At 42.2% G+C, this 22,727-nt stretch carries 21 protein-coding genes and 1 pseudogene; 14 read left to right on the forward strand and 8 right to left on the reverse strand.

Translation table 11 applies throughout. The features are described 5' to 3' along the window. Positions 1-559, reverse strand: a pseudogene (locus PR683_RS07975) (signal recognition particle-docking protein FtsY); the annotation flags it as partial. Positions 560-835: 276 nt separating this feature from the next. Here PR683_RS07975 and rsmD point away from each other — a divergent pair. Next, complete coding sequence (gene rsmD, locus PR683_RS07980; protein ID WP_164529175.1) at positions 836-1,417, forward strand: 16S rRNA (guanine(966)-N(2))-methyltransferase; 582 nt, start codon at positions 836-838, stop codon at positions 1,415-1,417. Positions 1,418-1,427: 10 nt separating this feature from the next. Further along, positions 1,428-1,724, forward strand: a complete 297-nt coding sequence (locus tag PR683_RS07985; protein WP_004908141.1) for a DUF1145 family protein — start codon at positions 1,428-1,430, stop codon at positions 1,722-1,724. Between the two features lie 5 nt (positions 1,725-1,729). Here PR683_RS07985 and PR683_RS07990 read toward each other — a convergent pair whose 3' ends face one another. Next, positions 1,730-2,083: a DUF2500 domain-containing protein gene (locus tag PR683_RS07990; RefSeq protein ID WP_109911656.1), complete on the reverse strand. Its 354-nt coding sequence runs from the start codon at positions 2,081-2,083 to the stop codon at positions 1,730-1,732. Positions 2,084-2,204: 121 nt separating this feature from the next. On the opposite strand from PR683_RS07990, the gene PR683_RS07995 reads away from it, so the two are divergent. From PR683_RS07995 to PR683_RS08005, 3 genes are all read left to right on the forward strand, one after another. Beyond that, positions 2,205-2,834, forward strand: coding sequence for a lysoplasmalogenase (locus PR683_RS07995; RefSeq protein WP_004908138.1), 630 nt, complete (start codon positions 2,205-2,207; stop codon positions 2,832-2,834). A 158-nt stretch (positions 2,835-2,992) separates the two neighbouring features. After that, positions 2,993-5,392, forward strand: a complete 2,400-nt coding sequence (locus PR683_RS08000) for a zinc/cadmium/mercury/lead-transporting ATPase (RefSeq protein ID WP_196718239.1) — start codon at positions 2,993-2,995, stop codon at positions 5,390-5,392. Positions 5,393-5,590: 198 nt separating this feature from the next. After that, the gene (locus PR683_RS08005) at positions 5,591-6,517 is read left to right on the forward strand and encodes an Rpn family recombination-promoting nuclease/putative transposase (protein WP_210845092.1); all 927 of its coding nucleotides are present in this window, start codon (positions 5,591-5,593) and stop codon (positions 6,515-6,517) included. A 50-nt stretch (positions 6,518-6,567) separates the two neighbouring features. Here PR683_RS08005 and tusA read toward each other — a convergent pair whose 3' ends face one another. After that, on the reverse strand, positions 6,568-6,816 hold the full coding sequence (tusA, locus tag PR683_RS08010) for a sulfurtransferase TusA (protein WP_004908132.1): 249 nt from the start codon (positions 6,814-6,816) through the stop codon (positions 6,568-6,570). A 168-nt stretch (positions 6,817-6,984) separates the two neighbouring features. Here tusA and PR683_RS08015 point away from each other — a divergent pair, with 168 nt between their 5' ends. Continuing rightward, entirely contained in the window at positions 6,985-7,653 is a 669-nt protein-coding gene (locus tag PR683_RS08015; protein WP_004908130.1) for a 7-cyano-7-deazaguanine/7-aminomethyl-7-deazaguanine transporter, read from the forward strand. A 91-nt stretch (positions 7,654-7,744) separates the two neighbouring features. On the opposite strand, the gene glpC is transcribed toward PR683_RS08015, so the two are convergent. From glpC to glpA, 3 genes are read right to left on the reverse strand one after another with little or no spacing between them, the layout of a single operon-like run. Continuing rightward, a complete protein-coding gene (gene glpC, locus PR683_RS08020) occupies positions 7,745-8,938 on the reverse strand; it encodes an anaerobic glycerol-3-phosphate dehydrogenase subunit GlpC (protein ID WP_109911654.1) in 1,194 nt (397 codons plus the stop codon). Beyond that, positions 8,935-10,230 (reverse strand): glycerol-3-phosphate dehydrogenase subunit GlpB, encoded by a 1,296-nt coding sequence (gene glpB, locus PR683_RS08025; RefSeq protein ID WP_109911653.1) that lies wholly within the window; start codon positions 10,228-10,230, stop codon positions 8,935-8,937. Before glpB ends, glpC begins: the two co-directional genes overlap by 4 nt. Beyond that, positions 10,220-11,875 (reverse strand): anaerobic glycerol-3-phosphate dehydrogenase subunit A, encoded by a 1,656-nt coding sequence (gene glpA, locus PR683_RS08030; RefSeq protein ID WP_004908124.1) that lies wholly within the window; start codon positions 11,873-11,875, stop codon positions 10,220-10,222. The genes glpB and glpA overlap by 11 nt, the downstream gene beginning before the upstream one ends. A 439-nt stretch (positions 11,876-12,314) precedes the next feature. Here glpA and glpT point away from each other — a divergent pair, with 439 nt between their 5' ends. Beyond that, positions 12,315-13,664 carry a glycerol-3-phosphate transporter gene (glpT, locus tag PR683_RS08035; protein ID WP_109911651.1) on the forward strand — a complete coding sequence of 450 codons (1,350 nt, stop codon included), beginning with the start codon at positions 12,315-12,317 and terminating at the stop codon, positions 13,662-13,664. Positions 13,665-13,767: 103 nt separating this feature from the next. Next, on the forward strand, positions 13,768-14,841 hold the full coding sequence (gene glpQ, locus PR683_RS08040; protein WP_004908121.1) for a glycerophosphodiester phosphodiesterase: 1,074 nt from the start codon (positions 13,768-13,770) through the stop codon (positions 14,839-14,841). Positions 14,842-14,911: 70 nt separating this feature from the next. On the opposite strand, the gene epmA is transcribed toward glpQ, so the two are convergent. After that, a complete protein-coding gene (epmA, locus tag PR683_RS08045; protein ID WP_004908119.1) occupies positions 14,912-15,889 on the reverse strand; it encodes an elongation factor P--(R)-beta-lysine ligase in 978 nt (325 codons plus the stop codon). 803 nt (positions 15,890-16,692) lie between these two features. On the opposite strand from epmA, the gene frdA reads away from it, so the two are divergent. From frdA to frdD, 4 genes are read left to right on the forward strand one after another with little or no spacing between them, the layout of a single operon-like run. After that, positions 16,693-18,489 (forward strand): fumarate reductase (quinol) flavoprotein subunit, encoded by a 1,797-nt coding sequence (gene frdA, locus PR683_RS08050; protein ID WP_004258614.1) that lies wholly within the window; start codon positions 16,693-16,695, stop codon positions 18,487-18,489. Further along, positions 18,482-19,216 (forward strand): succinate dehydrogenase/fumarate reductase iron-sulfur subunit, encoded by a 735-nt coding sequence (locus tag PR683_RS08055; protein WP_004258616.1) that lies wholly within the window; start codon positions 18,482-18,484, stop codon positions 19,214-19,216. Before frdA ends, PR683_RS08055 begins: the two co-directional genes overlap by 8 nt. Before the next feature lie 14 nt (positions 19,217-19,230). After that, positions 19,231-19,626, forward strand: a complete 396-nt coding sequence (gene frdC / locus PR683_RS08060) for a fumarate reductase subunit FrdC (protein WP_109911650.1) — start codon at positions 19,231-19,233, stop codon at positions 19,624-19,626. Between the two features lie 15 nt (positions 19,627-19,641). Then, positions 19,642-19,995: a fumarate reductase subunit FrdD gene (gene frdD / locus PR683_RS08065; protein ID WP_004258620.1), complete on the forward strand. Its 354-nt coding sequence runs from the start codon at positions 19,642-19,644 to the stop codon at positions 19,993-19,995. 63 nt (positions 19,996-20,058) lie between these two features. Here frdD and tetR read toward each other — a convergent pair whose 3' ends face one another. Continuing rightward, positions 20,059-20,658 (reverse strand): tetracycline resistance transcriptional repressor TetR, encoded by a 600-nt coding sequence (tetR, locus tag PR683_RS08070; protein ID WP_117162571.1) that lies wholly within the window; start codon positions 20,656-20,658, stop codon positions 20,059-20,061. Between the two features lie 81 nt (positions 20,659-20,739). Between tetR and tet the strand changes: the two genes are divergently transcribed. Continuing rightward, positions 20,740-21,936: a Tet(A)/Tet(B)/Tet(C) family tetracycline efflux MFS transporter gene (gene tet / locus PR683_RS08075; protein ID WP_272523986.1), complete on the forward strand. Its 1,197-nt coding sequence runs from the start codon at positions 20,740-20,742 to the stop codon at positions 21,934-21,936. A gap of 77 nt (positions 21,937-22,013) precedes the next feature. After that, positions 22,014-22,595: a TetR/AcrR family transcriptional regulator gene (locus PR683_RS08080; protein WP_110731657.1), complete on the forward strand. Its 582-nt coding sequence runs from the start codon at positions 22,014-22,016 to the stop codon at positions 22,593-22,595. Positions 22,596-22,727 lie beyond the last annotated feature (132 nt).

Here is a 22,727-nt window from a genome sequence, read left to right on the forward strand (position 1 = left end):
TTTGACGTTCGCGTTCGGCTTGTTCTTCGGCAGCTTGAATTGCAGCTAACTCTGCTTGGCGACGCTGCTCTTCCGCTTCCTCTGCCGCTTGAATCGCAGTTAACTCAACTTGACGCTGACGTGCCATTTCTTCTTCAGCAAGACGCATTGCTTCCGCTTCTTGGCGTTCACGCTCGGCTTTTTCTTCCGCCAGTTTTTTCTCTTCGGCTTCTTGGCGTGCTTGTTCCGCTTGCTCTTCGGCAGCTTGAAGCTCTGCTAGTTTAGCTTCCCGCTCACGTTCTGCTTGCTCGGTTGCCGCATCAATCGCAGCTTGTTGTGCTTCATACTGACGCTGAGCTTCATCTTCTGCCGCTTTAATAGCAGCTTGCTCAGCTTGATGTTGACGTTCCGCTTCGGCTGTTGCGGCATCAACCGCAGCTTCATGGGTTGATTGGTTTTCGACGTCATTAACCACATCATTTTGTTGAGTTTGTTGTTGCTCTTGTTGCTGGGTTTCTTCTTCATTTTTACGCCCAAACCCCAACCATGAAAAAAAACCTTTTTTCTTGTCTTTAGCCATTTGCCACTACACTCCTCGCGGTAAAAATATGGCACTCGATAATCAAATCGCAATAAAATTATATGCAGTCTACCATTTCATCGCTCAGCAACACATATCTGAAAGAAAAATCCTGCCAATTTAATCTGAATTTTCGTGTTAAAACTGTGAAAATGAAGCACTATAATTGAAATACGGCCAATCAGAGATAACAACACTGCAACTTATCGCCTGACAGGTATACAATAGTAACAATCAAATTTAAGTACATAAACCCGTTAAGCAGCAATAAACATTATGGCAAAAAAACCACAATCCCCCTCTTTAGGGCAAATTCGTATTATCGGTGGAAAATGGCGCGGAAGAAAGCTGCCAGTTCGTGATAGTGAGGGCTTACGCCCAACTACAGACAGAATTAAAGAAACGTTATTTAACTGGTTGATGCCAATCATTCGAGATGCGCGTTGCTTAGATTGCTTCGCAGGCAGTGGCTCACTGGGCTTTGAAGCACTTTCTCGTTTTGCAGAAACAGTCACCTTTATTGAGCTCGATAAACACAACGCCCAATTATTGACTGAAAATAAAACTCGCTTACAAGCTGATAACGCAACCGTAGTGAATCACAACAGCCTAAATTTTTTAAGCCAAGCAGGTACACCTTTTGATGTCGTTTTCATTGACCCACCATTTCGCAAAGGACTGCTCAATGAAACCATTCAATTGTTAGAAAAAAATCAATGGTTAGCTGAAGAAAGCTGGATATACGTTGAGTCAGAAGCGGAGTCACCACTTACTGACATTCCAGCTAACTGGCAACTTCATCGCGAAAAAATAGCTGGGCAAGTCGCATATCGCCTTTTTATTCGAACTTCACTTTAGGGACAAAAACATGTTTATCAATATTGGACGCCTGCTCATGATTTGCGTTTGGGGTTTTATGGTCTTTAACCTCGTCCATCCATTCCCTAAGCCATTGAAATATTTCATGGATATTGCAATGGTGTTCATGGTATTTATGCATGCACTGCAAACTATTTTCCTAAAAGCAACGCTTCCTAAAGGGGAAAAAATCTCTGGTTTAGTTCAACTACGCATTTTCTTTTTTGGCGTATTCGAAATGTTAGCCATGCAGAAAAAAACCAAAGCCGCTTTAGAAGAAGCAAAGAAAAGGCAATCAGACCAGTAAAAACTTTATGATGCAGGCTCGAAACGAATAAACCGAGTTCCTTGCATCGTGAGTTTTCCTTCACTGCCTAACGCTACGCTTTGGTATTGTTCTTCTGTCACAATCGTTTTGATAATTTCGCCGCTTGAGCGCGTTTTGAAATAAATTTCATAGCGGAAGGTTTCAGGGGAAACAACATCTCGTTCACGAGAACGCATATTAGGATAAGGGTAATCCTTTTTGTTATCCACCTTGACCAAATAGCTCACCAGCAAAGAGTTATCATTAATTTCATTTTGCTTGCGTTGGTCAAAAAAACGCTTAGTAGCAAGAACCGCAATAACCGCTAAAACAATGATCAATAGTATGGGCTTGTTCATAATGTATGCTTTTCACTTAAAAAATCCGTCATGATAGTTTATCTTATTTAACTAAACAGGACACGTTTCTAAGTTGCCAGACCACTGCCGTGTCATTCATTGAACATATAAGGATGTGTATATGATTAGTTGGCCATTCCTCGCAGTACTCTTTTCTGGTTGGTTATATGTCGATGCCGCCTACCGAGGACCTGGGTGGCAACGTTGGTTATTTCGCCCGATCACACTGCTGCTTTTATTACTTTGGGGGTGGAGTTCCGATGATCTTAACCTGCAAAACTACCTCATTCTTGCTGGATTGCTAGTTTCTCTTGTTGCAGATCTTTCTCGTATGCTTTCAAGTGAGCACTTACTAGCTTCTGTCGCATTGATGTTCTTAAGTTATTTGATTTACACCATCAGCTTTGGAATGCAGCTAAATTTCGGGCTCTATCTACCTTGGCTAGCCGCCCCTCTGATTGTCGCTGCCATTACTTTAGTGTTTATTTGGGGCAAACTTGAAAATCTTCAAGCCATTGTTTTTGCATCACTAATAATGTGTATGATTATGGCATGGGTTGCTGGTGACCAATATTTTGGTCTCGGCCGTGAATATAATTTTTCAATCATGGTTGGTGCATCTCTGCTATTTCTTTCTAACTGTGTTTGGCTAATTGCTCGATTCCGTCTTCCATTTAAAGCTTCAAAAGCTGTTGTTGCAGCGCTCTATTTCCTTGGGCAGTTCTTTATTGTGCGGGCAATTTACTTGTAATTACTACCCGCAAAGACTAAGCCAATTGACTAAAAGTGCTATTTGAGAATTTTATCAATTGGCTCCCCCTTTTTGGTTTGACTCTGGAGTAGACTCCAGAGTGTAGACTTATCAACAATGAATGATAAAACGAATCATTGTTTGATAAGGGGGCGCTTATGCACTCACACTCTCATAAAGAAAATCATGTACATAGCAGTTCTTGTTGCTCTAGTAACAGTACTTGCTCATCTGCTATCGCTGAAAATGACAAAAAAGTGAGTAACGACTCACATACTTCCGAGCACAGTGCAGTGAAGAAAAACCCTGATGACGATGAAGAAGCTCATCATCATATCGGGGACCATTCTGCACATGAGCATGCAGTAAATGACAATCATCATAAGGGACATAACCACCAGCATGGTAATAGCTGTGGTTTAACTCCGGATGTCGCGAATGAAGTTGAGCCTACCCAAGCGGCTAGCCAGCGCTTTAGCTGGATAATCCGTGGTATGGATTGCCCAAGTTGCGCAAATAAAATTGAAACTGCAGTTAAGCAAATCAGTGAAGTAAAACAAGCCAAAGTATTATTTGCCACAGAAAAACTTGTGGTTGATGCCAACACAGATATTAGTGTGGCAGTTCGCTCTACCGTTGAAACTGCGGGTTATGAATTACTTGAAGTCGGTAGCAATAGTGCGGCAGCAGCTCCACCAAGCTTAATTAGTGAAGCTAAGCCCGTCATTATTTTAGCGATTTTAATGGCTATTAGTTGGGGGATTGAATTTATCAATCCACAGTTGGGTAATATTGCCTTTATTTTAACCACCCTGTTTGGGTTATACCCAATTGCCCGTAAATCATTACGCTTAATGCGAACGGGTTCACCTTTTGCCATCGAAACATTGATGACGGTTGCCGCAATAGGCGCAATCTTTATTCAAGCAACAGAAGAAGCCGCAATGGTTATCTTACTGTTTATGTTAGGCGAAATGTTGGAATCTTATTCTGCCGGAAGGGCCAGACGAGGTGTTAGCGCCTTAATGGCACTGGTTCCAGAAGATGCCGTTTTAATCAAAAATGGGCAAAAAACAACTATTCCTGTTGCGCAGTTACGTCCCGGGGACATTATCGAAATCGCACCAGGTGGGCGTTTACCTACCGATGCCGTGTTAGTATCTGGTTTTGCCAGCTTTGATGAAAGTGCGTTAACGGGTGAATCTGTACCTGTCGAACGTAATGTTGGAGATAAAGTGGCTGCAGGTTGCTTATCTGTTGATAGAGCCGTTCAAATGCAGGTGGTATCAGAACAGGGTCAAAATGCGATTGACCGCATTTTACAGCTGATTGAAGAAGCAGAAGAACGTCGCGCACCAATAGAACGTTTTATTGATCGCTTTAGCCGTGTATACACACCAATCATCATGCTGATTTCCGCATTAGTGATTGTTATTCCACCTATTTTCTTCAGCGCACCATGGGAAACATGGATTTATCGCGGGTTAACACTGTTATTGATTGGTTGCCCTTGTGCATTAGTGATTTCAACCCCTGCAGCAATTACCTCCGCATTAGCAACTGCTACACGGCGCGGTGCTTTAATTAAAGGGGGAGCCGCATTGGAGCAACTGGGAACTATCACGACCATTGCTTTAGACAAAACGGGCACACTGACAGAAGGTAAACCCCATGTCACTAACTTAGTCCCTGTTGAAGGCTTGTCAGAAAGTGAATTAGTACAAATCACCGCATCTGTTGAAGTTGGCTCTCACCACCCACTTGCTAAAGCAGTAGTTAATAAAGCGGAAGAACTTTCTTTGACTGTCACTGAAGCGCAAGAGCGTAAGGCACTGGCAGGAAAAGGAATTGAAGGATACCTTAATAACAAACATATCCTTGTTAGCGCACCAAACCGCCTTGATACGCCATTAAACAGTGAGTGGCAAAGTAAAGTAGAAACCTTAGAAGCAGAAGGGAAAACCGTTGTTGTCACACTCGAAAATAACCGCGTGATTGGTTTAACCGCACTGCAAGATACATTGCGCAAAGATGCTGCGGATACGATGAGCATGCTAAAAGCGCTCAACGTGAATGCCGTGATGCTGACAGGTGATAACCCTCGAGCAGCAAGTGCTATTGCAGGCCAATTAGGCATGGAATACCGCGCAGGGTTATTACCGGAAGATAAAGTCACTGCGGTTATGGAGCTTAACCGAAACCACAGCACGATGATGGTCGGTGATGGCATTAATGATGCTCCAGCAATGAAAGCGTCTAGTATCGGTGTTGCCATGGGCAGTGGTACGGATGTGGCATTAGAGACTGCCGATGCCGCGTTAACTCATAACCGTTTAACTGGGCTTGCAGAGATTATTGCGCTATCTCGCGCAACACGAAAAATCATTCGTGAAAATATTGCGATTGCCTTAGGGTTAAAAGCCGTATTCCTCGTCACCAGTTTGTTGGGAATTACCGGGCTTTGGGTCGCCGTTCTTGCTGACTCCGGTGCAACAGCACTCGTAACAGCAAACGCAGTGCGCCTATTACGCGTTAAATTACCTCAAGTGAAAAAGTAATTTATATCAACTGATTTAAACGCCACAATAAGTGGCGTTTTTTCTTTTACAACCTTTCCAATAAATACTGTTATTACAATACGTTAAATACAATTTTAACTTAAGAATTAGGACTAACTTTTTCTCCATCAACCCCAGATTCCGCTAAAATGCATTTTGAAAATCACTCTTTTGGCAAGGTATTAGCGGGTATTGGGTATGGTAAAAAATCACAGTTCAACGCCACATGACGCTGCATTTAAAGGGTTTATGTCTAAACTTGATAATGCACGTGACTTTTTTGATATTCACTTACCCAGCCATATTAAGCAATTATGTGATTTCAAAACATTAGCGATAACAAATTCTTCTTTCATTGATAACCAGCTACGAACTCGTCTTTCGGATATGCTCTACACTGTCGAGACACAGCAAGGTGAAGGCTATATTTATATGTTAGTTGAACACCAATCAACACCCGATAAGCTAATGGGTTGGCGGATGATGCATTATTCGTTCCTTGCCATGAATCAACATTTACAACAAGGCCATCATGATTTGCCACTGGTTGTGCCAGTTTTATTTTATCATGGAAAGGTAACGCCTTATCCATATGCTAAGCCGTGGACACACTGTTTTCCGTGGCCAGAAATTGCATCAAACTTATATAGTCAACCATTTCCGCTCGTCGATATTACTGTCATTGATGATAATGAACTCGTAAACCATCGCAAAGTTGCGGTTATGGAACTCGCGATGAAGCATAGGGACTTAAGAGATAACATAGAAAAAGTCACGCAGTTGCTAGCTGAAGCGATGAATCAAAATTATCATCATAGCGATGACATCATCACTATTTTCAATTACTTATTTATTACTATGGATTCACCTCACTTTGAAATAGTGGTTAACCAACTTATTGATCAAATTGAAAATAACCAAGAGGCGATTATGAACATTGCGCAACGATTAAAAAATCAAGGAATACAAGAAGGCATTGATATTGGTGTAAATAAAGGCATAGATATTGGAGCAAACAAAAAACAACATGAAGTTGCTCTGAAAGGTTTACAACTCGGTACAAGTATTGAGCTTATCTGTCAGCTCACTGGGTTAACTCATCAGGAAGTATTAAATCTACAATAATCCCCCTGCCTTTTGGCAGGGATTGATACAATGCAATTAGCTAATGGCGGTTAACTCGATTTTTTACGTAACAAATAACGATACGGAGCATTCTCAGCCTCTACCGCTAATAAATCATGCTCCATAAAGCGGCAGAAACCTGGGATATCGCGTGTGGTTGCTGGGTCATCAGCAATAATTAACAACGTTTCCCCATCAGCCATATTACGAACTGTTTTGCGCACTAACATCACAGGCTCTGGGCATCGTAACCCTAGCGTATCAAGGGTTTTCGTTGGATTAGCAAATAAATCAGACATTAAAAAACACTTCTAAAAGGAATCAATAGACTGATTATATAATAAAACGCTCATTGATAAATGAACAGTTTTGCTTTTGTTGCGCAACGAGCGTATGATGCGCTGTTCCCAAATGTTGGGATGTATTTCATGGGTTCCCTCACCCCATTGTGACTAAAAAGGTACAATATGTTTAATTTTACTGCGCAGCAAAAAGCCACTGCGTTAATTTGGCTTTCGTTATTTCATATTTTAATCATTACCTCTAGTAACTACCTCGTGCAGTTGCCAATTAATATTTTTGGCTTCCATACCACTTGGGGTGCTTTTACTTTTCCATTTATTTTCCTTGCTACTGACTTAACCGTACGTATCTATGGTGCACCGCTGGCTCGCCGAATTATAACTGCGGTCATGTTGCCTGCATTACTGATTTCCTACGTTATTTCAGCGTTGTTTTTCCAAGGTGAATGGCAAGGTTTTACCGCTTTATCTGAGTTCAACCTATTCGTTGCTCGTATCGCCGCGGCAAGCTTTATGGCTTACGTACTTGGGCAAATATTAGATGTCAGCGTATTCAATAAGTTGCGCCAAAATGCACGTTGGTATGTGGCACCTGCCTGCGCTATGTTCTTTGGTAACTTAATTGATACTATCGCATTCTTCTTTATTGCATTTTTCCGCAGTAGCGACCCCTTTATGGCCGCAAACTGGGTCGAAATCGCGTTAGTTGACTATGTTTTCAAGTTACTTATTTGCATGCTATTTTTCTTACCTGCTTATGGTGTGCTTTTGAATTTTATCTTGAAATATTTCTTTGCAAACTCAGATAAAAAACAGTTAGTCAATCAGCACTAAACAAAAAAGGAGATAGCTAAATGCTATCTCCAAATAAGTTTAACTGAGCTAAAACAAAGAATAACAACCCTACAATTCAATTAATTACATGCTATAACGCTCTTGCTAGGAGTGAAATCGGGTGCTCACACTTCTTACTTGTCGACATCTCAATTTGCCACTTACAGGTTTCACAGTCAGTAATCACCATATCAGCGCCACTTTCTTCGATTTGGCGGAATAATCCTGCGCCAATCCCTTGAGAAACTTCATAGTTTTCTTTTTTGAAACCATATGTTCCAGCAATACCACAACATTGTGAATCCAGCACAATCAGCTCAACACCTGGTACACGTTTAATTAACTCTAACGTGTAGGAAGTCCAACCCATTTTTTCCATGTGGCATGGTGTGTGATAGGCCACTTTTAACGGTGTGTGTTTGAGCTTCAATTCACGCCCTTCTTCAAGTAGGCGATAGATATAACGTGTTGCCAGCTCAATGTTGTCACGCATCGCTGAAGTGTCGACGTCTAAAACATGGGTATATTCATCACGGATAGTAAAGGTACAGGTTGATGATGTCGCCACCACAGGTACATGTTTCTCAAGAATCGTTTCTTGTAATGATTCAAGATTAACATTCGCTTGGCGTTTCGCTTGTTTCATGAACCCATTGGCAATTAACGCAACACCGCAACATTTTTCGCGTTTAAGTAATTGAACGCCAATATTCATCCCATTGAAGACTTTGATCAGGTCTTTCCCAAGTTGAGGATGGTTATAGTTCACATAGCAACCATGGAAGAATGCAACTTGTTCTTCATATTTGGCTTGTTCAGCAGCTTGTTTTGCATACCAACGACGGAAAGTCCCAAACGAATATTTAGGTAATTCACGGCGATGGTCGATTTTCAATGCTTTATCAAGAATTTGACGAACCGGTTTTAACCCTGTAATGGTATTCACCACGGGTGCAAATGGTGTCGATAACGAGCCCATTAAATCCGTGTGGCTTAATATTGCATCACGAATTTTAGGTTTTTGCTGGCTATAAGTATTACGTGCGCGTGCGATAATATCACCGATTTTTACATCAGATGGGCAAGCCACTTCACAACGCTTACAGTTAGTACAATATTTAAGTGCCTCGTCATATAACATTGGGTCTTTTAAACGTAAACGCTCACCGTCAGGCCCCGCTTGTTTAGGACCAGGGTACAGAGGGTTAACCTTTGCAACAGGGCAATAAGTAGTACACACAGTGCATTTAATACAGCTTTCAAAGCTTGCATCTTGAATACTCATTGCGCCACCTCCGCCTGCATCGCTTTATTTTTACTCATTTCATTGATTATTTGATTCGCTACATATAATGCGCTAATCATTGATACGCCCGCACCACAACCTTGAGTAAGAGGATCAAAACCGCCTAATACGGCACCTGCTACATAAAGATTAGAAATGGCTTTTCCCTCTTTTTGTGCGCGTAGTTTTTCATCGGTTTTCACGCCAAAAGCCATATAAGGCTGGGAAGCGAAAAACTCTTTATTGGTCCATTTTGCACGTTCTGAAATTTCACACAGATCCAATTGCATCAAAGGCTCATAGACACGGTCAAATTCGGCTACCAATCCATTATTGAAAAAACTCCCTGTCGCTAGAACGAAATGCTTAGCTTTTAAAGAGATATCACCATGATTGCGAGTTTGTACCGAATCAATTACCCCATCGATACAATTCACTGAAGTGACTTTATCACCAGGCATCACAATACCGCCTTGGCGACGAAATTGACGCAATAGCAACTCATGTAAACGAATACCTAATAATGATGGCGGTAAAGTCGGCAGTAAGAATAAGGGTTTACCTAACCGTTTTTGTAACTCAATTAATGGCTCATCACTATCAAGTCCTACACAAGCAGGCATGAATATGGTGTCGGCATCAGCCACTAACGGGAGAATTTCTTCAACCATTTGCGCCATATTCTCCGGCCTATCCAACCAACGAGCGACATTAATTGCCCTAAATTCACTCGGATTTTCTCTCAAACGGTCAAGTAAAGGTAAATGAACATAATGAGAACTGGCTTCTATCCCATCACGCTGTAGTTCATCCGCCACCATTTGTGGTTGGAAATCTAAAAACCCTTCGATACCAACAACTGCAATTTTCCCCATTGCCATTTTTTGGTGTAAACCCACCGTTGGGACAGACTCAGGGCTAAGCCACGTCATGCGTTTATGGCCTAAAGGTGTAATGCGATAATGATTTTCTTTACTGCTGCCTTTTAAACGAACGCCACTTTGTTGTAATAAGGATTGAGCCAGATTCGCCAATTCGCTAACCTGATCCTGACCAATAATACTATAAGGGTGAGTCGGAGCCTGCGCTTGTAAAGCATTTAACATTTCTAATGGCTTTTCAACAACTTGCCCATCCGGTAAGTGTGTAAGTAAATCTAATGAACCTGAAGAAAAATGCAGCGCATTTTGCCCGGCGCTAACAATTGCACAAGACAGGCCTGATTGTGTTAAACGAATACCACAAAGTAACCCGGCTAGGCCGCCGCCCATTACCACAGCATCATATTTCATTATCAGCCTCCTTCTGTGCACCCTTACCTAGTGTCGCTTCGTTCATGCCACATAATCCATGATATACCCAACTGGTAAATTCACTTTCACGCAGTGCATCCCCCCAAGCAATTGGACGTACACCTTTCCATCGCTCATTCAGGAAGTGGCCCAGTTGTTGCTCTGTTTCATGAGGTGTTGTGACATTAAAACGATTAAGTAAGCCTGCAGCCCGGCAAGCACATAATTCACCTTGGCAAGTTCCCATCCCCACTCGGGTACGACGCCTTAAATCAAGCAAGTTATTGACCGTCAATGAATTAACAGCATAACGTACTTCACCAGCAGTAACGGCTTCACACTCACAAACTAAACTTTTATCGAGCCTATCCGTACTGAGAATGGCAGAAGCTCTATCGCCATGACGGTAAACCGCTGAGCCACGAATAGGAGCAGGAATAGAAACAACGTTACGTAAGGCTTCTTCTGCGCTGTGCTGCGAGCCCGGTAACGGCGCTTCTGCGGTTGTACATTTGGCGCTATGACCCAGTTTTTCGCAAACTTTATCTGTAGCCCATTCCGCCATCAGGCGATAAGTCATCAACTTGCCACCCGTAATGGTGATGAAACCTTCTAAGCCATCACGTTTAGCGTGGTCTAACAACACAATACCACGGCTCACATTACGCCCTGATGGGTCATCATCACTGGCAACTAATGGTCGAACGCCTGCATACGCACGTAAAATGCGCGTTGTCGCAAGTGCAGGAGACAGCATTGAACCTTCGCGAATAAGAATATCCACCTCTTCAGGGGTGACATACATATTATCAATTTGATCATATTCAATATGAGTCGATGTGGTGCCAATCAGGGAAATCGTATCGCCGGGAACCAAAATATCGGCATCTGCAGGTTTACGGCAGCGGTTTATCACCATGTTATTCAAGCGGTGGCCTAAAATTAATAATGCCCCTTTTGCAGGGAACATTTTAATTTTTAATTCGCCATACTCTGCGATTTTTTGTCCCCAAATCCCGCCTGCATTAACGACAATTTCTGCATAAATATCATACTGTTTTTTGGCATGGTGATCATAAACCGTCACGCCACGTACAGTATCACCATCACGAATCAAACCAATGACTTCGTGATAAGTTAACACTTTCGCGCCATGCTCTCTGGCATCTAACATATTTGCTGCAGTCAAACGAAATGGGTCAACCGTGCCATCAGGAACACGAACCGCACCGATTAGATGTGGGTTAACGGAAGGTTCAAGACGAATCGCCTCTTTAGGGTCAATCGCCGTCGCATCAATGCCTGCAGTTTGGCAAGCCGTAATGAATTGTTGCTGATACTCTAAGCTGTCTTCAGGGAGGGTAATAAACAAGCCATCTGTTCGCTCAATACAGTGATGCGCGATACGCTTTAAAATCTTGTTCTCTTCTATACATTCTCTGGCAGACTCACCATCAGTGACTGCATAGCGCGCGCCACTATGAAGTAATCCATGGTTACGCCCGGTCGCACCAGTCGCAATATCATGCCTTTCGAGCAAAACGGTTCTTAGACCTCGGCGAGCGCAGTCACGAGCGACCCCTGCACCTGTTGCGCCACCACCAATAATGATGACATCCGTTTCAGTCACAGATGAGCCATTCATGTCGCATTCCTCACATTAATAAACGTTTCTATAATAGATAAGTATAGGTTCTATTTTTATAATCTATTATTAAATATAGTCCAGAAACGCGATCAATGTTTGATAAGGAACAAAAACGAAAGCAATAGATCCATTTTACGTGTTTTAAAGAGCAAAATCGTGATGAAAATCACAAAATAATTAACATTTCTAGTTCCATTCCATTCACAAATGTCATTTACTATGCAACCTCATAAACAAAATCAATAATTGTGCGTTAGATTACAGATAAATTGTTTTTTAACGACTACAATTTAGAGCAATTAAGAAAATAAAGACTCTTAAATTACTCGATTATTTTCGTTTTTGTTACTTCACCAATAATAAACACTCAATATTTCTCTGAAGTAGAGAATGGAAGTGTAAATAAAAATTAGCATGCCATCGGAGGCGTACGTATATGTTAAGCATTTTTAAACCAGCACCTCATATACAGAGGCTGCCAGCTGATAAGGTAGATCCTGTCTATCGTAAGCTTCGCTGGCAGATCTTCATGGGTATTTTCTTTGGTTACGCAGCGTATTATCTAGTCCGAAAGAACTTTGCGTTAGCGATGCCATATCTTGTTGAACAAGGTTTCTCTAAAGGTGACCTTGGTTTTGCATTATCAGGGATCTCAATTGCTTACGGATTTTCTAAATTTATTATGGGGTCGTTTTCCGACCGTGCAAACCCGCGTTATTTCTTACCAGCAGGTTTGATTCTCGCCTCCGCGGTGATGTTAGTCATGGGCTTCGTGCCATGGGCAACATCGAGCATCATGGTAATGTTCGTATTACTGTTCCTTTGTGGTTGGTTCCAAGGTATGGGTTGGCCTCCTTGTGGACGTACCATGGTTCACTGGTGGTCACAAAAAGAACGTGGCGGTATCGTTTCGGTTTGGAACTGTGCGCACAACGTCGGTGGTGGTATCCCTCCATTACTGTTCATGTTAGGTATGGCATGGTTTAACGACTGGAAAGCTGCGCTGTATATGCCTGCATTGGCTGCTATCCTTGTTGCAATCATTGCATTTGCGTTAATGCGCGACACCCCGCAGTCTTGTGGTCTTCCTCCAATTGAAGAGTACAAAAACGACTATCCAACTGACTATAAAGCATCAGATGAGCAAGAGTTAACTGCAAAAGAAATCTTCATGAAGTATGTTTTCCCAAACAAACTGTTATGGATGATTGCGATTGCTAACGTGTTCGTTTACTTACTGCGTTATGGTGTTTTGGACTGGTCTCCAACTTACCTGCGTGAAGTTAAACACTTCGCAATGGACAAATCTTCATGGGCTTACTTCTTATATGAATACGCAGGTATCCCAGGTACGTTACTGTGTGGTTGGATGTCGGATAAAGTCTTCCGTGGTAACCGTGGAGCCACTGGTGTGTTCTTCATGGTTCTGGTAACCATTGCAACTATCGTGTTCTGGATGAACCCAGCTGGTAACCCAAATGTTGATATGGCATGTATGTTGATCATCGGTTTCCTAATCTATGGTCCTGTTATGTTGATTGGTTTGCACGCCCTTGAACTTGCACCGAAAAAAGCAGCAGGTACAGCCGCAGGATTCACAGGCTTGTTCGGCTACCTCGGTGGTTCTGTAGCAGCAAGTGCTATCGTTGGTTATACCGTAGACTACTTCGGTTGGGACGGTGGCTTCGCTGTCATGATCGGTGGTTCAGCATTAGCGGTTGTTCTACTGTTTATCGTGATGTTGAGCGAAAGCAAACATAAACGTGAATTAGCAAACTCACAATAAACATTCATCAAATGTTCATTGTTAATCGCTAGACTCGTGGGCTATATCAAAAAATGATGTAGCCCATTTTTTTACCCAAATAAAGTGCCAAGGAGATATAATCATGAGCTTTCCATTAAAAACATTGGTGGCTAGTATGGTTTTAGTGATGTCAGTGTCTGCTGTAGCTCAAGCTTCAAGTAAAGTTGTCATTGCACATCGTGGTGCAAGTGGTTACTTACCGGAACATACCCTACCTGCAAAAGCAATGGCTTACGCACAAGGTGCTGATTTTCTTGAGCAAGATTTAGTTATGACGAAAGATAACGAGCTCGTGGTCTTACATGACCATTATCTCGATCGCGTGACAGATGTTGCTGAACGTTTCCCTGATCGCGCCCGTAAAGATGGCCGTTACTATGCGATTGACTTTACCCTTGATGAAATCAAATCACTCAATTTTACAGAAGGATTTGATATTGTTGATGGTAAAAAAGTGCAAAGCTATCCGAACCGCTTCCCAATGGGCAAATCAGACTTCCGCGTTCATACCTTCCAAGAAGAGATTGAATTTGTTCAAGGACTAAACAAATCAACGGGTAAAAATATTGGTATCTACCCAGAAATTAAAGCCCCTTGGTTCCACTTACAAGAAGGCAAAGATATCACCAAAAAAACACTCGAAGTCCTTAAAGAGTATGGCTATACCACCAAGGATTCCAACGTTTATCTACAGTCATTTGACCCTAATGACCTAAAACGTATCAAAAATACCTTGATGCCAGAAATGGGGATAGATCTTAAATTAATTCAATTGATTGCTTACACCGATTGGAACGAAACTCAAGAGCAAAAACCTGACGGAACTTGGGTTAATTATAATTATGATTGGATGATGAAACCGGGTGCAATGAAAGAAATTGCAACCTATGCAGATGGCATTGGCCCTGATTATCATATGCTAATTAGTGAAGAATCCACGCCAACTAATATCAAAGTGAATGGCATGGTTAAAGAAGCTCATGATAACAAAATGGCAGTGCATCCGTTCACTATCCGGGTTGATAAGCTGCCAAAATACGCCAAAGATGGGCAACAGCTTTATGACATCATTTATAACCAAGCTGATGTCGATGGTGCCTTCACCGACTTCCCTGATTTAGGGGTTAAGTTCTTAGAGCAACAGAAACAAAAATAGTTTTCTGGGACAAAACAAGAATGCAGCCATTTGGCTGCATTCTCTTCAAGTTGACCATCTTAATTTAAATTTAAGCGATAGTGACAGGAAATGCGATCACATCACTGATTTTATCTGCATTTAAAGCAATCATAATCAGCCTATCAACCCCAACAGCGACACCAGAACAATCAGGTAAACCATGCTCTAAAGCCGCGAGCAAGTGCTCATCAATAGGTGCAGTAGGTAGCCCCATTGCCGCTCGCTTACGGTTGTCTTGTTCAAATCGCTGGCGTTGTTCGCTTGCATCAGTGAGTTCATGGAAACCATTTGCTAGTTCCATTCCCTTATAATACACCTCAAAACGCTCAGCAACACGATGATCTTCCGTGCTAATTACGGCAAGAGACGCTTGGGTTGCAGGGAAATGATACACGACTGCAGGCTTTTCTTTACCAATATGAGGCTCAACGCCCATGGTAAATAGCAGTTGAAGTAAGGTATCTTTATCTTCTTCCTGATCCGCGATATTGCTCAAATCTAAACGGGCTGCAACCTCACGTAATTCACTTTTTTCAGCAGATAACGGGTCAATATCCAAATAGCGTAAAAACGCTTGTTGGTATGAAAGTAGCTCTGCACTCTCACATTCTAAAACTTGTTGCAGTAGGTCATCCACTTCATTGATCAAGCGATACATATCAAAATGCGGGCGGTACCACTCTAACATGGTAAATTCAGGGTTATGATGTCGCCCTGCTTCTTCATTTCTAAAGCTACGACCTAACTGATAGATAGGACCACTACCGGCCGCTAATAAACGTTTCATGTGGTATTCAGGGCTGGTCATTAAATATAAATTAATACCTTGCGCTGCACCAGGGCCCACAAAACGCGTTTCAAATGGAACAAGATGAATGTCAGTGACTGTTGCCTGACTCATTGCGGGGGTTTCGACTTCAAGTACACAACGATCAGTAAAAAAACGTCTGATTTCCGCAATTATTTTTGCGCGCTGTAACAGGTTAGCGATGGGGGCGGTTGGCTGCCAATTCGCTATATCACTCATTAAGATGACTCCAAAATAAACTTAGTCGTGCAGTGTACCCACCTCACAGGCAACACACAATGCATTTACACTGATAATGCATATTTATCTGAACGTAAATACTTGCAACTGTCGGCATGATGATGAGTAAGTAGAGATAGCCTGATTATCTCTTGCTTTATACGATTAGGCAAAGCCTTTACTTTTAGCTTTATCCTACAGAGGTGGGAAGAGTAATGAAAGTAGCCAGAAACATGATTAATTCTTATATTATGTGACATATCTGTTACTAAAAAAGCGAAACGATTCGCTTTCTCAATCTATTTTAAAATTTTCTGTTCAAAATTAAATTTATTCTAAATAATAAATAGTGAGACTCCTCGCAAATTAGCATTCAATATAAATTAAACTCTTCAGCTATAATAATAGTATTAATCACTTATTATTGATAAAACCTGAGTAATTCACTTGGTTTTATACACTAAAAGTCTATGTAAATTTAATGATAATCATTTGAAATTCCTTTTTATTCGGTGTTAACAGCCTAGAAAATCCAGTAATGTAAAAACAATTTATAAAAAGAAGATCTATCTCACACTTTATCGCTAAATTTGGCCAAAACACCCCTCTATATCAAATTTATCTTGAGGACTATTCGCTATAATTCACAGCATGATAAGTCATTATTAGCTATTATATTATTTACTATTAAAAAACAGATATTTCGTAGTTTAGCTTTAAGTTGAACTGAAAATGACGTAGCTAATTATCAAAAGTATTTAAAAGAATTTATCAATTTTACACTTGAACAATGGAGAAGCGCAGTGCAAACCTTCAATGCCGATTTAGCGATTATCGGGGCCGGGGGCGCAGGCTTACGTGCAGCAATTGCTGCCGCTGAAGCAAATCCCAATATCAAGATTGCTCTGGTCTCAAAAGTATACCCAATGCGTAGTCACACTGTGGCCGCAGAGGGGGGATCAGCAGCAGTTACTCAGGCTCATGACTCCTATGACTATCATTTTAATGATACTGTAGCTGGTGGGGACTGGCTGTGTGAGCAAGATGTTGTCGACTATTTTGTCGAACACTGCCCAACAGAAATGACCCAACTAGAGCTATGGGGCTGCCCGTGGAGCCGTAAACCAGATGGTTCAGTTAACGTTCGCCGTTTTGGTGGAATGAAAATTGAGCGTACGTGGTTTGCTGCTGATAAAACTGGCTTCCACATGCTCCATACCCTGTTCCAAACTTCATTAAAATATCCACAAATTCAACGTTTTGACGAACATTTTGTTCTCGATATCATTGTTGATGAAGGCCAAGTCCGTGGTCTTGTCGCGTTAAATATGATGGAAGGAACAAAAGTCCAGATCCGTGCTAATGCCATCGTGATGGCAACTGGCGGTGCTGGACGCGTTTATCGCTACAATACCAATGGCGGTATTGTAACCGGTGATGGTATGGGTATCGCATTCCGCCATGGCGTGCCGCTGCGTGATATGGAATTTGTTCAATATCACCCAACTGGGTTACCGGGTTCAGGTATCTTAATGACCGAAGGTTGTCGTGGTGAGGGCGGGATCCTTGTCAATAAAGACGGCTATCGCTACCTGCAAGACTACGGAATGGGGCCTGAAACTCCACTGGGTAAACCTGAAAATAAATATATGGAACTGGGTCCACGTGACAAAGTTTCCCAAGCGTTCTGGCACGAATGGCGTGCAGGCCGTACGATCAGCACTCACCGTGGTGATGTCGTCTATCTGGATCTACGTCACCTTGGCGCAGAAAAACTGCATGAGCGTTTACCATTTATTTGTGAATTGGCGAAAGCCTACGTAGGTGTTGACCCAGTAACAGACCCAATTCCTGTTCGCCCAACCGCTCACTACACCATGGGTGGTATCGAAACGGATCAACGCACAGAAACACGCATCAAAGGCCTATTTGCTGTCGGTGAGTGTTCTTCTGTTGGCTTGCACGGTGCAAACCGTTTAGGTTCTAACTCATTAGCTGAATTAGTTGTATTTGGTCGTCTGGCAGGTGAAGAAGCCGCTCGCCATGCTGCTGAAGCAACACCAGCCAATGCAAATGCTATCGAAGCCCGTACTCGTGATATCGAAGCTGACCTCAGCAAACTCATGAACCAAAAAGGGAAAGAGAGCTGGTCGAAGATCCGCGACGAAATGGGTATTTCAATGGAAGAAGGCTGCGGTATCTACCGTACCCCCGAATTAATGCAAAAAACCGTTGATAAAATTGCTGAGCTGAAAGAACGCTTCAAACACGTCGAAATTACCGACCATAGCAGCGTATTTAATACTGACCTACTGTACACCATTGAATTAGGCTTTGGCCTTGATGTGGCGGAATGTATGGCTCACTCTGCAATCAACCGTAAAGAATCACGTGGTGCACACCAACGTCTCGATGAAGGCTGTACTGAGCGTGATGATGTTAATTTCCTTAAACATACTTTGGCATTCTATAACCCAGAGGGCTCCCCTCGTTTAGAGTACAGTGACGTGAAAATCACGAAATCTCAGCCAGCTAAACGTGTTTACGGTGCCGAAGCTGAAGCTCAAGATAAGGCGAAGAAGGAGCAAGCTAATGGATGATATGAAACACCTAAAAATGGAGATCATGCGTTACAATCCGGAAACGGATAGTGAGCCCCATTTGGTGACGTATGATGTCCCTTACGACGAGCAAACTTCTTTGTTAGATGCGTTAGGCTATATCAAAGATAACCTCGCTCCAGACCTGTCTTACCGTTGGTCTTGTCGTATGGCGATTTGTGGTTCTTGCGGCATGATGGTGGATAAAGTACCTAAACTGGCGTGTAAAACATTCCTGCGTGAATACCCGCAAGGTATGAAAGTTGAGCCATTAGGTAACTTCCCAATCGAGCGCGACCTTGTTGTTGATATGACTCACTTTATTGAGCGTTTAGAAGCGATCAAACCGTATATTATCGGTAATGACCGTAAACCTTCTGAAGGCCCAAATAAGCAAACGCCTGCACAGATGGCCAAATACCATCAATTTTCAGGCTGTATCAACTGTGGTCTGTGCTATGCAGCTTGCCCACAATTTGGACTGAACCCAGAGTTCATCGGCCCAGCCGCGATCACATTGGCAGAGCGCTACAATTTAGATAACCGAGACCATGGTGCGAAAGAACGCATGACCTTATTAAACGGTGACAATGGTGTCTGGAGCTGTACGTTTGTAGGCTACTGTTCTGAAGTCTGTCCTAAGCATGTTGACCCTGCGGGTGCGATCCAACAAGGGAAAGTTGCCAGCGCGCAAGACTTTGTTATCGCCATGCTGAAGCCACGATAAGGAGAATTGAAGTCATGACTACGAAACGTAAACCCTATGTCAGAGAAATGAAGGGTGATTGGTGGCAAAAGCTGGGTTTTTACCGCTTTTACATCATGCGTGAAAGTACCTCCGTCCTTCAGGTCTGGTTCAGTATTTTAGTCCTGTATGGGGTATTTGCGCTGAAAAGCGGTCCAGAATCATGGGCTGGCTTTGTTGGGTTCTTAAGCAACCCAATCATTCTTATCATTAACATTATTACTTTGGCGGCAACATTATTGCACACCACAACGTGGTTCAAACTTGCACCAAAAGCCGTCAGTATTATTGTAAAAGATAAGAAAATGTCTGAGGAGCCTATCGTTAAAGGCTTCTGGGCTCTTACGATTGTTGTTACGGCAGCAATCTTAGCTATCGCATTATTATTTTAATCTAAGGAGAATCTGATGAATCTAACGCCTAAACGTTCCGATGAACCGATTTTCTGGGGATTATTTGGTGCAGGTGGTATGTGGAGTGCCGTGATTGGCCCTGCAATCATCATTCTGTTAGGAATTTTAATTCCTCTCGGTGTGGCACCAGAAATGCTGAGCTATGAGCGCATTATGGCATTTAGCCAAAGCTTTATCGGCCGCGTTTTCTTATTACTGATGATTATTTTGCCAGTTTGGTGTGGTATGCACCGTATCCACCATACGCTGCACGACTTTAAAATCCATGTCCCTGCGACAAAATGGGTTTTCTACGGTGGCTCAGCAATCATTAGTGTAATTGCAATTATTGGTGTATTTACTCTGTAAATAATGCAATCACACATTATTTTAATAAAAGGTATGACAGCACATTGTCATACCTTTTCTTTTTTAGGGCTTAAAGCCTCGAATAAGTGATTCTAAACCAAACAAAAATGCTTCTGTTCCATCATCATTATCCATGATTTGAATAGCTTCTTTTAATAACAATGGCATCGCTCCGTCTTGTTCAACATCTCTCTCACCCATTGCTGCCAAATGTTCTTGCTGCTCAAGTACTGAACCTAATGTAAAGTGCCCCACTGCACTCACTGCGTAAAGGCCACTTTTTAATGAAAAACCGCTATCAATCATAAACTGCAATTGTTTTTCCACCGTGGCGTATTGCTCTGCACTAGGCCGCGTGCCTAAATGTACCTTTGCCCCATCACGGTAACTAAGTAAGGCTCGACGAAAACTTAGTGCATTATGGCGCAAGAACTCCTGCCACGTTTCACCTTCAACAGGTAATGGATGGTCATGATGTCGTTTTAACATTTCAACCGATAATGCATCCAACAATGTGCGCTTGTTCTTTACATGCCAATACAGTGTGGGTTGCTCAACCCCGAGCTTTTGAGCCAATTTTCGCGTTGTCAGTCCTTCCATTCCCACTTCATTCAGCAAATCTAGTGCAGCCGTAATAATGGTTTCTTTATCCAATCTTGCCATCGCTTTCCCCTTAATTTTCTATTGACACTCTATCACTGATAGGGATACATTCCAAATCTATCAATGATAGAGAAATGAATAATGAATAAATTTGCGATCACTGCATTAACGATCACCGCCCTTGATGCTATGGGGATCGGTTTGATCATGCCTGTTTTACCTGCCTTACTCCGCGAGTATGTGACGCTAGAAAACTTGGCAAATCATTACGGTATCTTGCTGGCTTTGTACGCCATCATGCAGGTATTTTTTGCCCCAATATTGGGCAGATGGTCTGATAAATTCGGTCGCAAGCCTATTTTGTTGATCTCCCTTGCAGGAGCCGTACTGGACTACAGTTTATTGGCTTTATCGAGCTCACTTTGGATGCTGTATTTAGGCCGTTTAATTTCAGGGATCACTGGCGCAACAGGCGCCGTAGCGGCTTCTGTTATTGCCGACAACACTGCCCCACAAGAACGCACTAAGTGGTTTGGGCGATTAGGCGCAGCATTTGGCGTGGGGTTAATCGCCGGCCCTGCGATTGGGGGCTTTGCAGGGCAATTTTCCCCACATTTACCTTTTGTTATTGCGGCTATTTTGAATGCGTGCTCTTTTGTCGTGATCTGGCTTATTTTTAAAAATAAAAATGTCATACAGAATGATCAAAATGAAACTGTAGAGCTGTCAGTTCCCTTCATACAGCTGATAAAACCCATTATTTTGCTACTTTTTGTCTTTTTTATGGCACAGTTAATTGGTCAGATCCCTGCAACAACCTGGGTGCTATTTACCGAAAATCGCTTCCAATGGAATAGTGTGCAAGTTGGGTTATCTTTGGCGGGCTTAGGCGTTATGCATGCCCTATTCCAAGCTTTTATTGCTGGAGCCATTGCCAAAAAATTCAATGAAAAGGTAACAATCATTGTCGGCTTTGTCGCAGACGGAAGCGCATTTATTATTTTGTCATTACTCACCGAAGGTTGGATGATTTACCCTACATTAATCTTACTCGCCGGTGGTAGTATTGCATTACCAGCACTACAAGGGTTGATGTCAGCTCACGTCAATCACGCTAATCAAGGTAAATTACAAGGAGTATTAGTGAGTTTAACCAATGCCACAGGGGTAATTGGCCCATTACTATTTAGCGTTATTTTTGGCCAAACATTGCTGATATGGGACGGTTGGGTGTGGATGATTGGGGCTATGCTTTATGCGTTACTTATCGTCATTTATTTACTTTTTTGTGCTAAAAAAGCTTTAGAAACAAAAGAAATAAAACTATCGGCAGGCTAAATGTTAGGGTAACTCATTTAAATGCTATGATGCCTGAATAACCTTTGTTGTGAAAAGAACATTAAGAGAAAAACTCAATGACAACACCACCTAAAAAGCCAAGAACGAAACCTGCGGAAGAAAGGTTAGATGACCTGATGAATGCAGCGGAAAAACTCTTTCTTTCTAAAGGGTTTGTCAATACAACTGTCAGTGAAATTGTCATCGCTGCCGATGTCGCAAAAGGTACTTTTTATCACTACTTCCAATCCAAAAATGACATTATGGAAGCCTTACGCACACGCTACATGGACTGGTATTTAGGCTACATTCAATCTGCTTTAGATTCACAAAAAAGTGCCACTGCCAAGCTGAAATCGTGGTGTGAAAATAGCGTCAAATACTATGTTGAAAAACAAAATATTCACGACATGCTATTTCATGACGAATACCACGGCCGCAGTAATGATCATGAAACCCGTGCAGTTGAACAGATTAAAGCTATTTTAGCTTTTGGTGAGCAAAACAAAGCATGGCCAGAATTGCCACATGAATTGATGGCGACAATGATTTATCACTCCATGCATGCTGCTGTTGATAATTTAGCCAATAGTACTGAGTATGATCAACATACTCTGGGCGAGATCCTATACCAACGTTTCAGCCAACTCATCAAATAACACATTTAATACTGGGTTTTATTTTTCATCCGCAAAATTTTTGTATACCCAATAGGGTGGCAATCTTATTTTCTATTACTACAGCTCTATAATTTATGATGATTTCCCCCCTAACGGGGGGATTAAATCATG

This window comes from Providencia sp. PROV269, from assembly GCF_028477785.1.
Classification (GTDB): Bacteria; Pseudomonadota; Gammaproteobacteria; order Enterobacterales; family Enterobacteriaceae; genus Providencia; species Providencia rettgeri.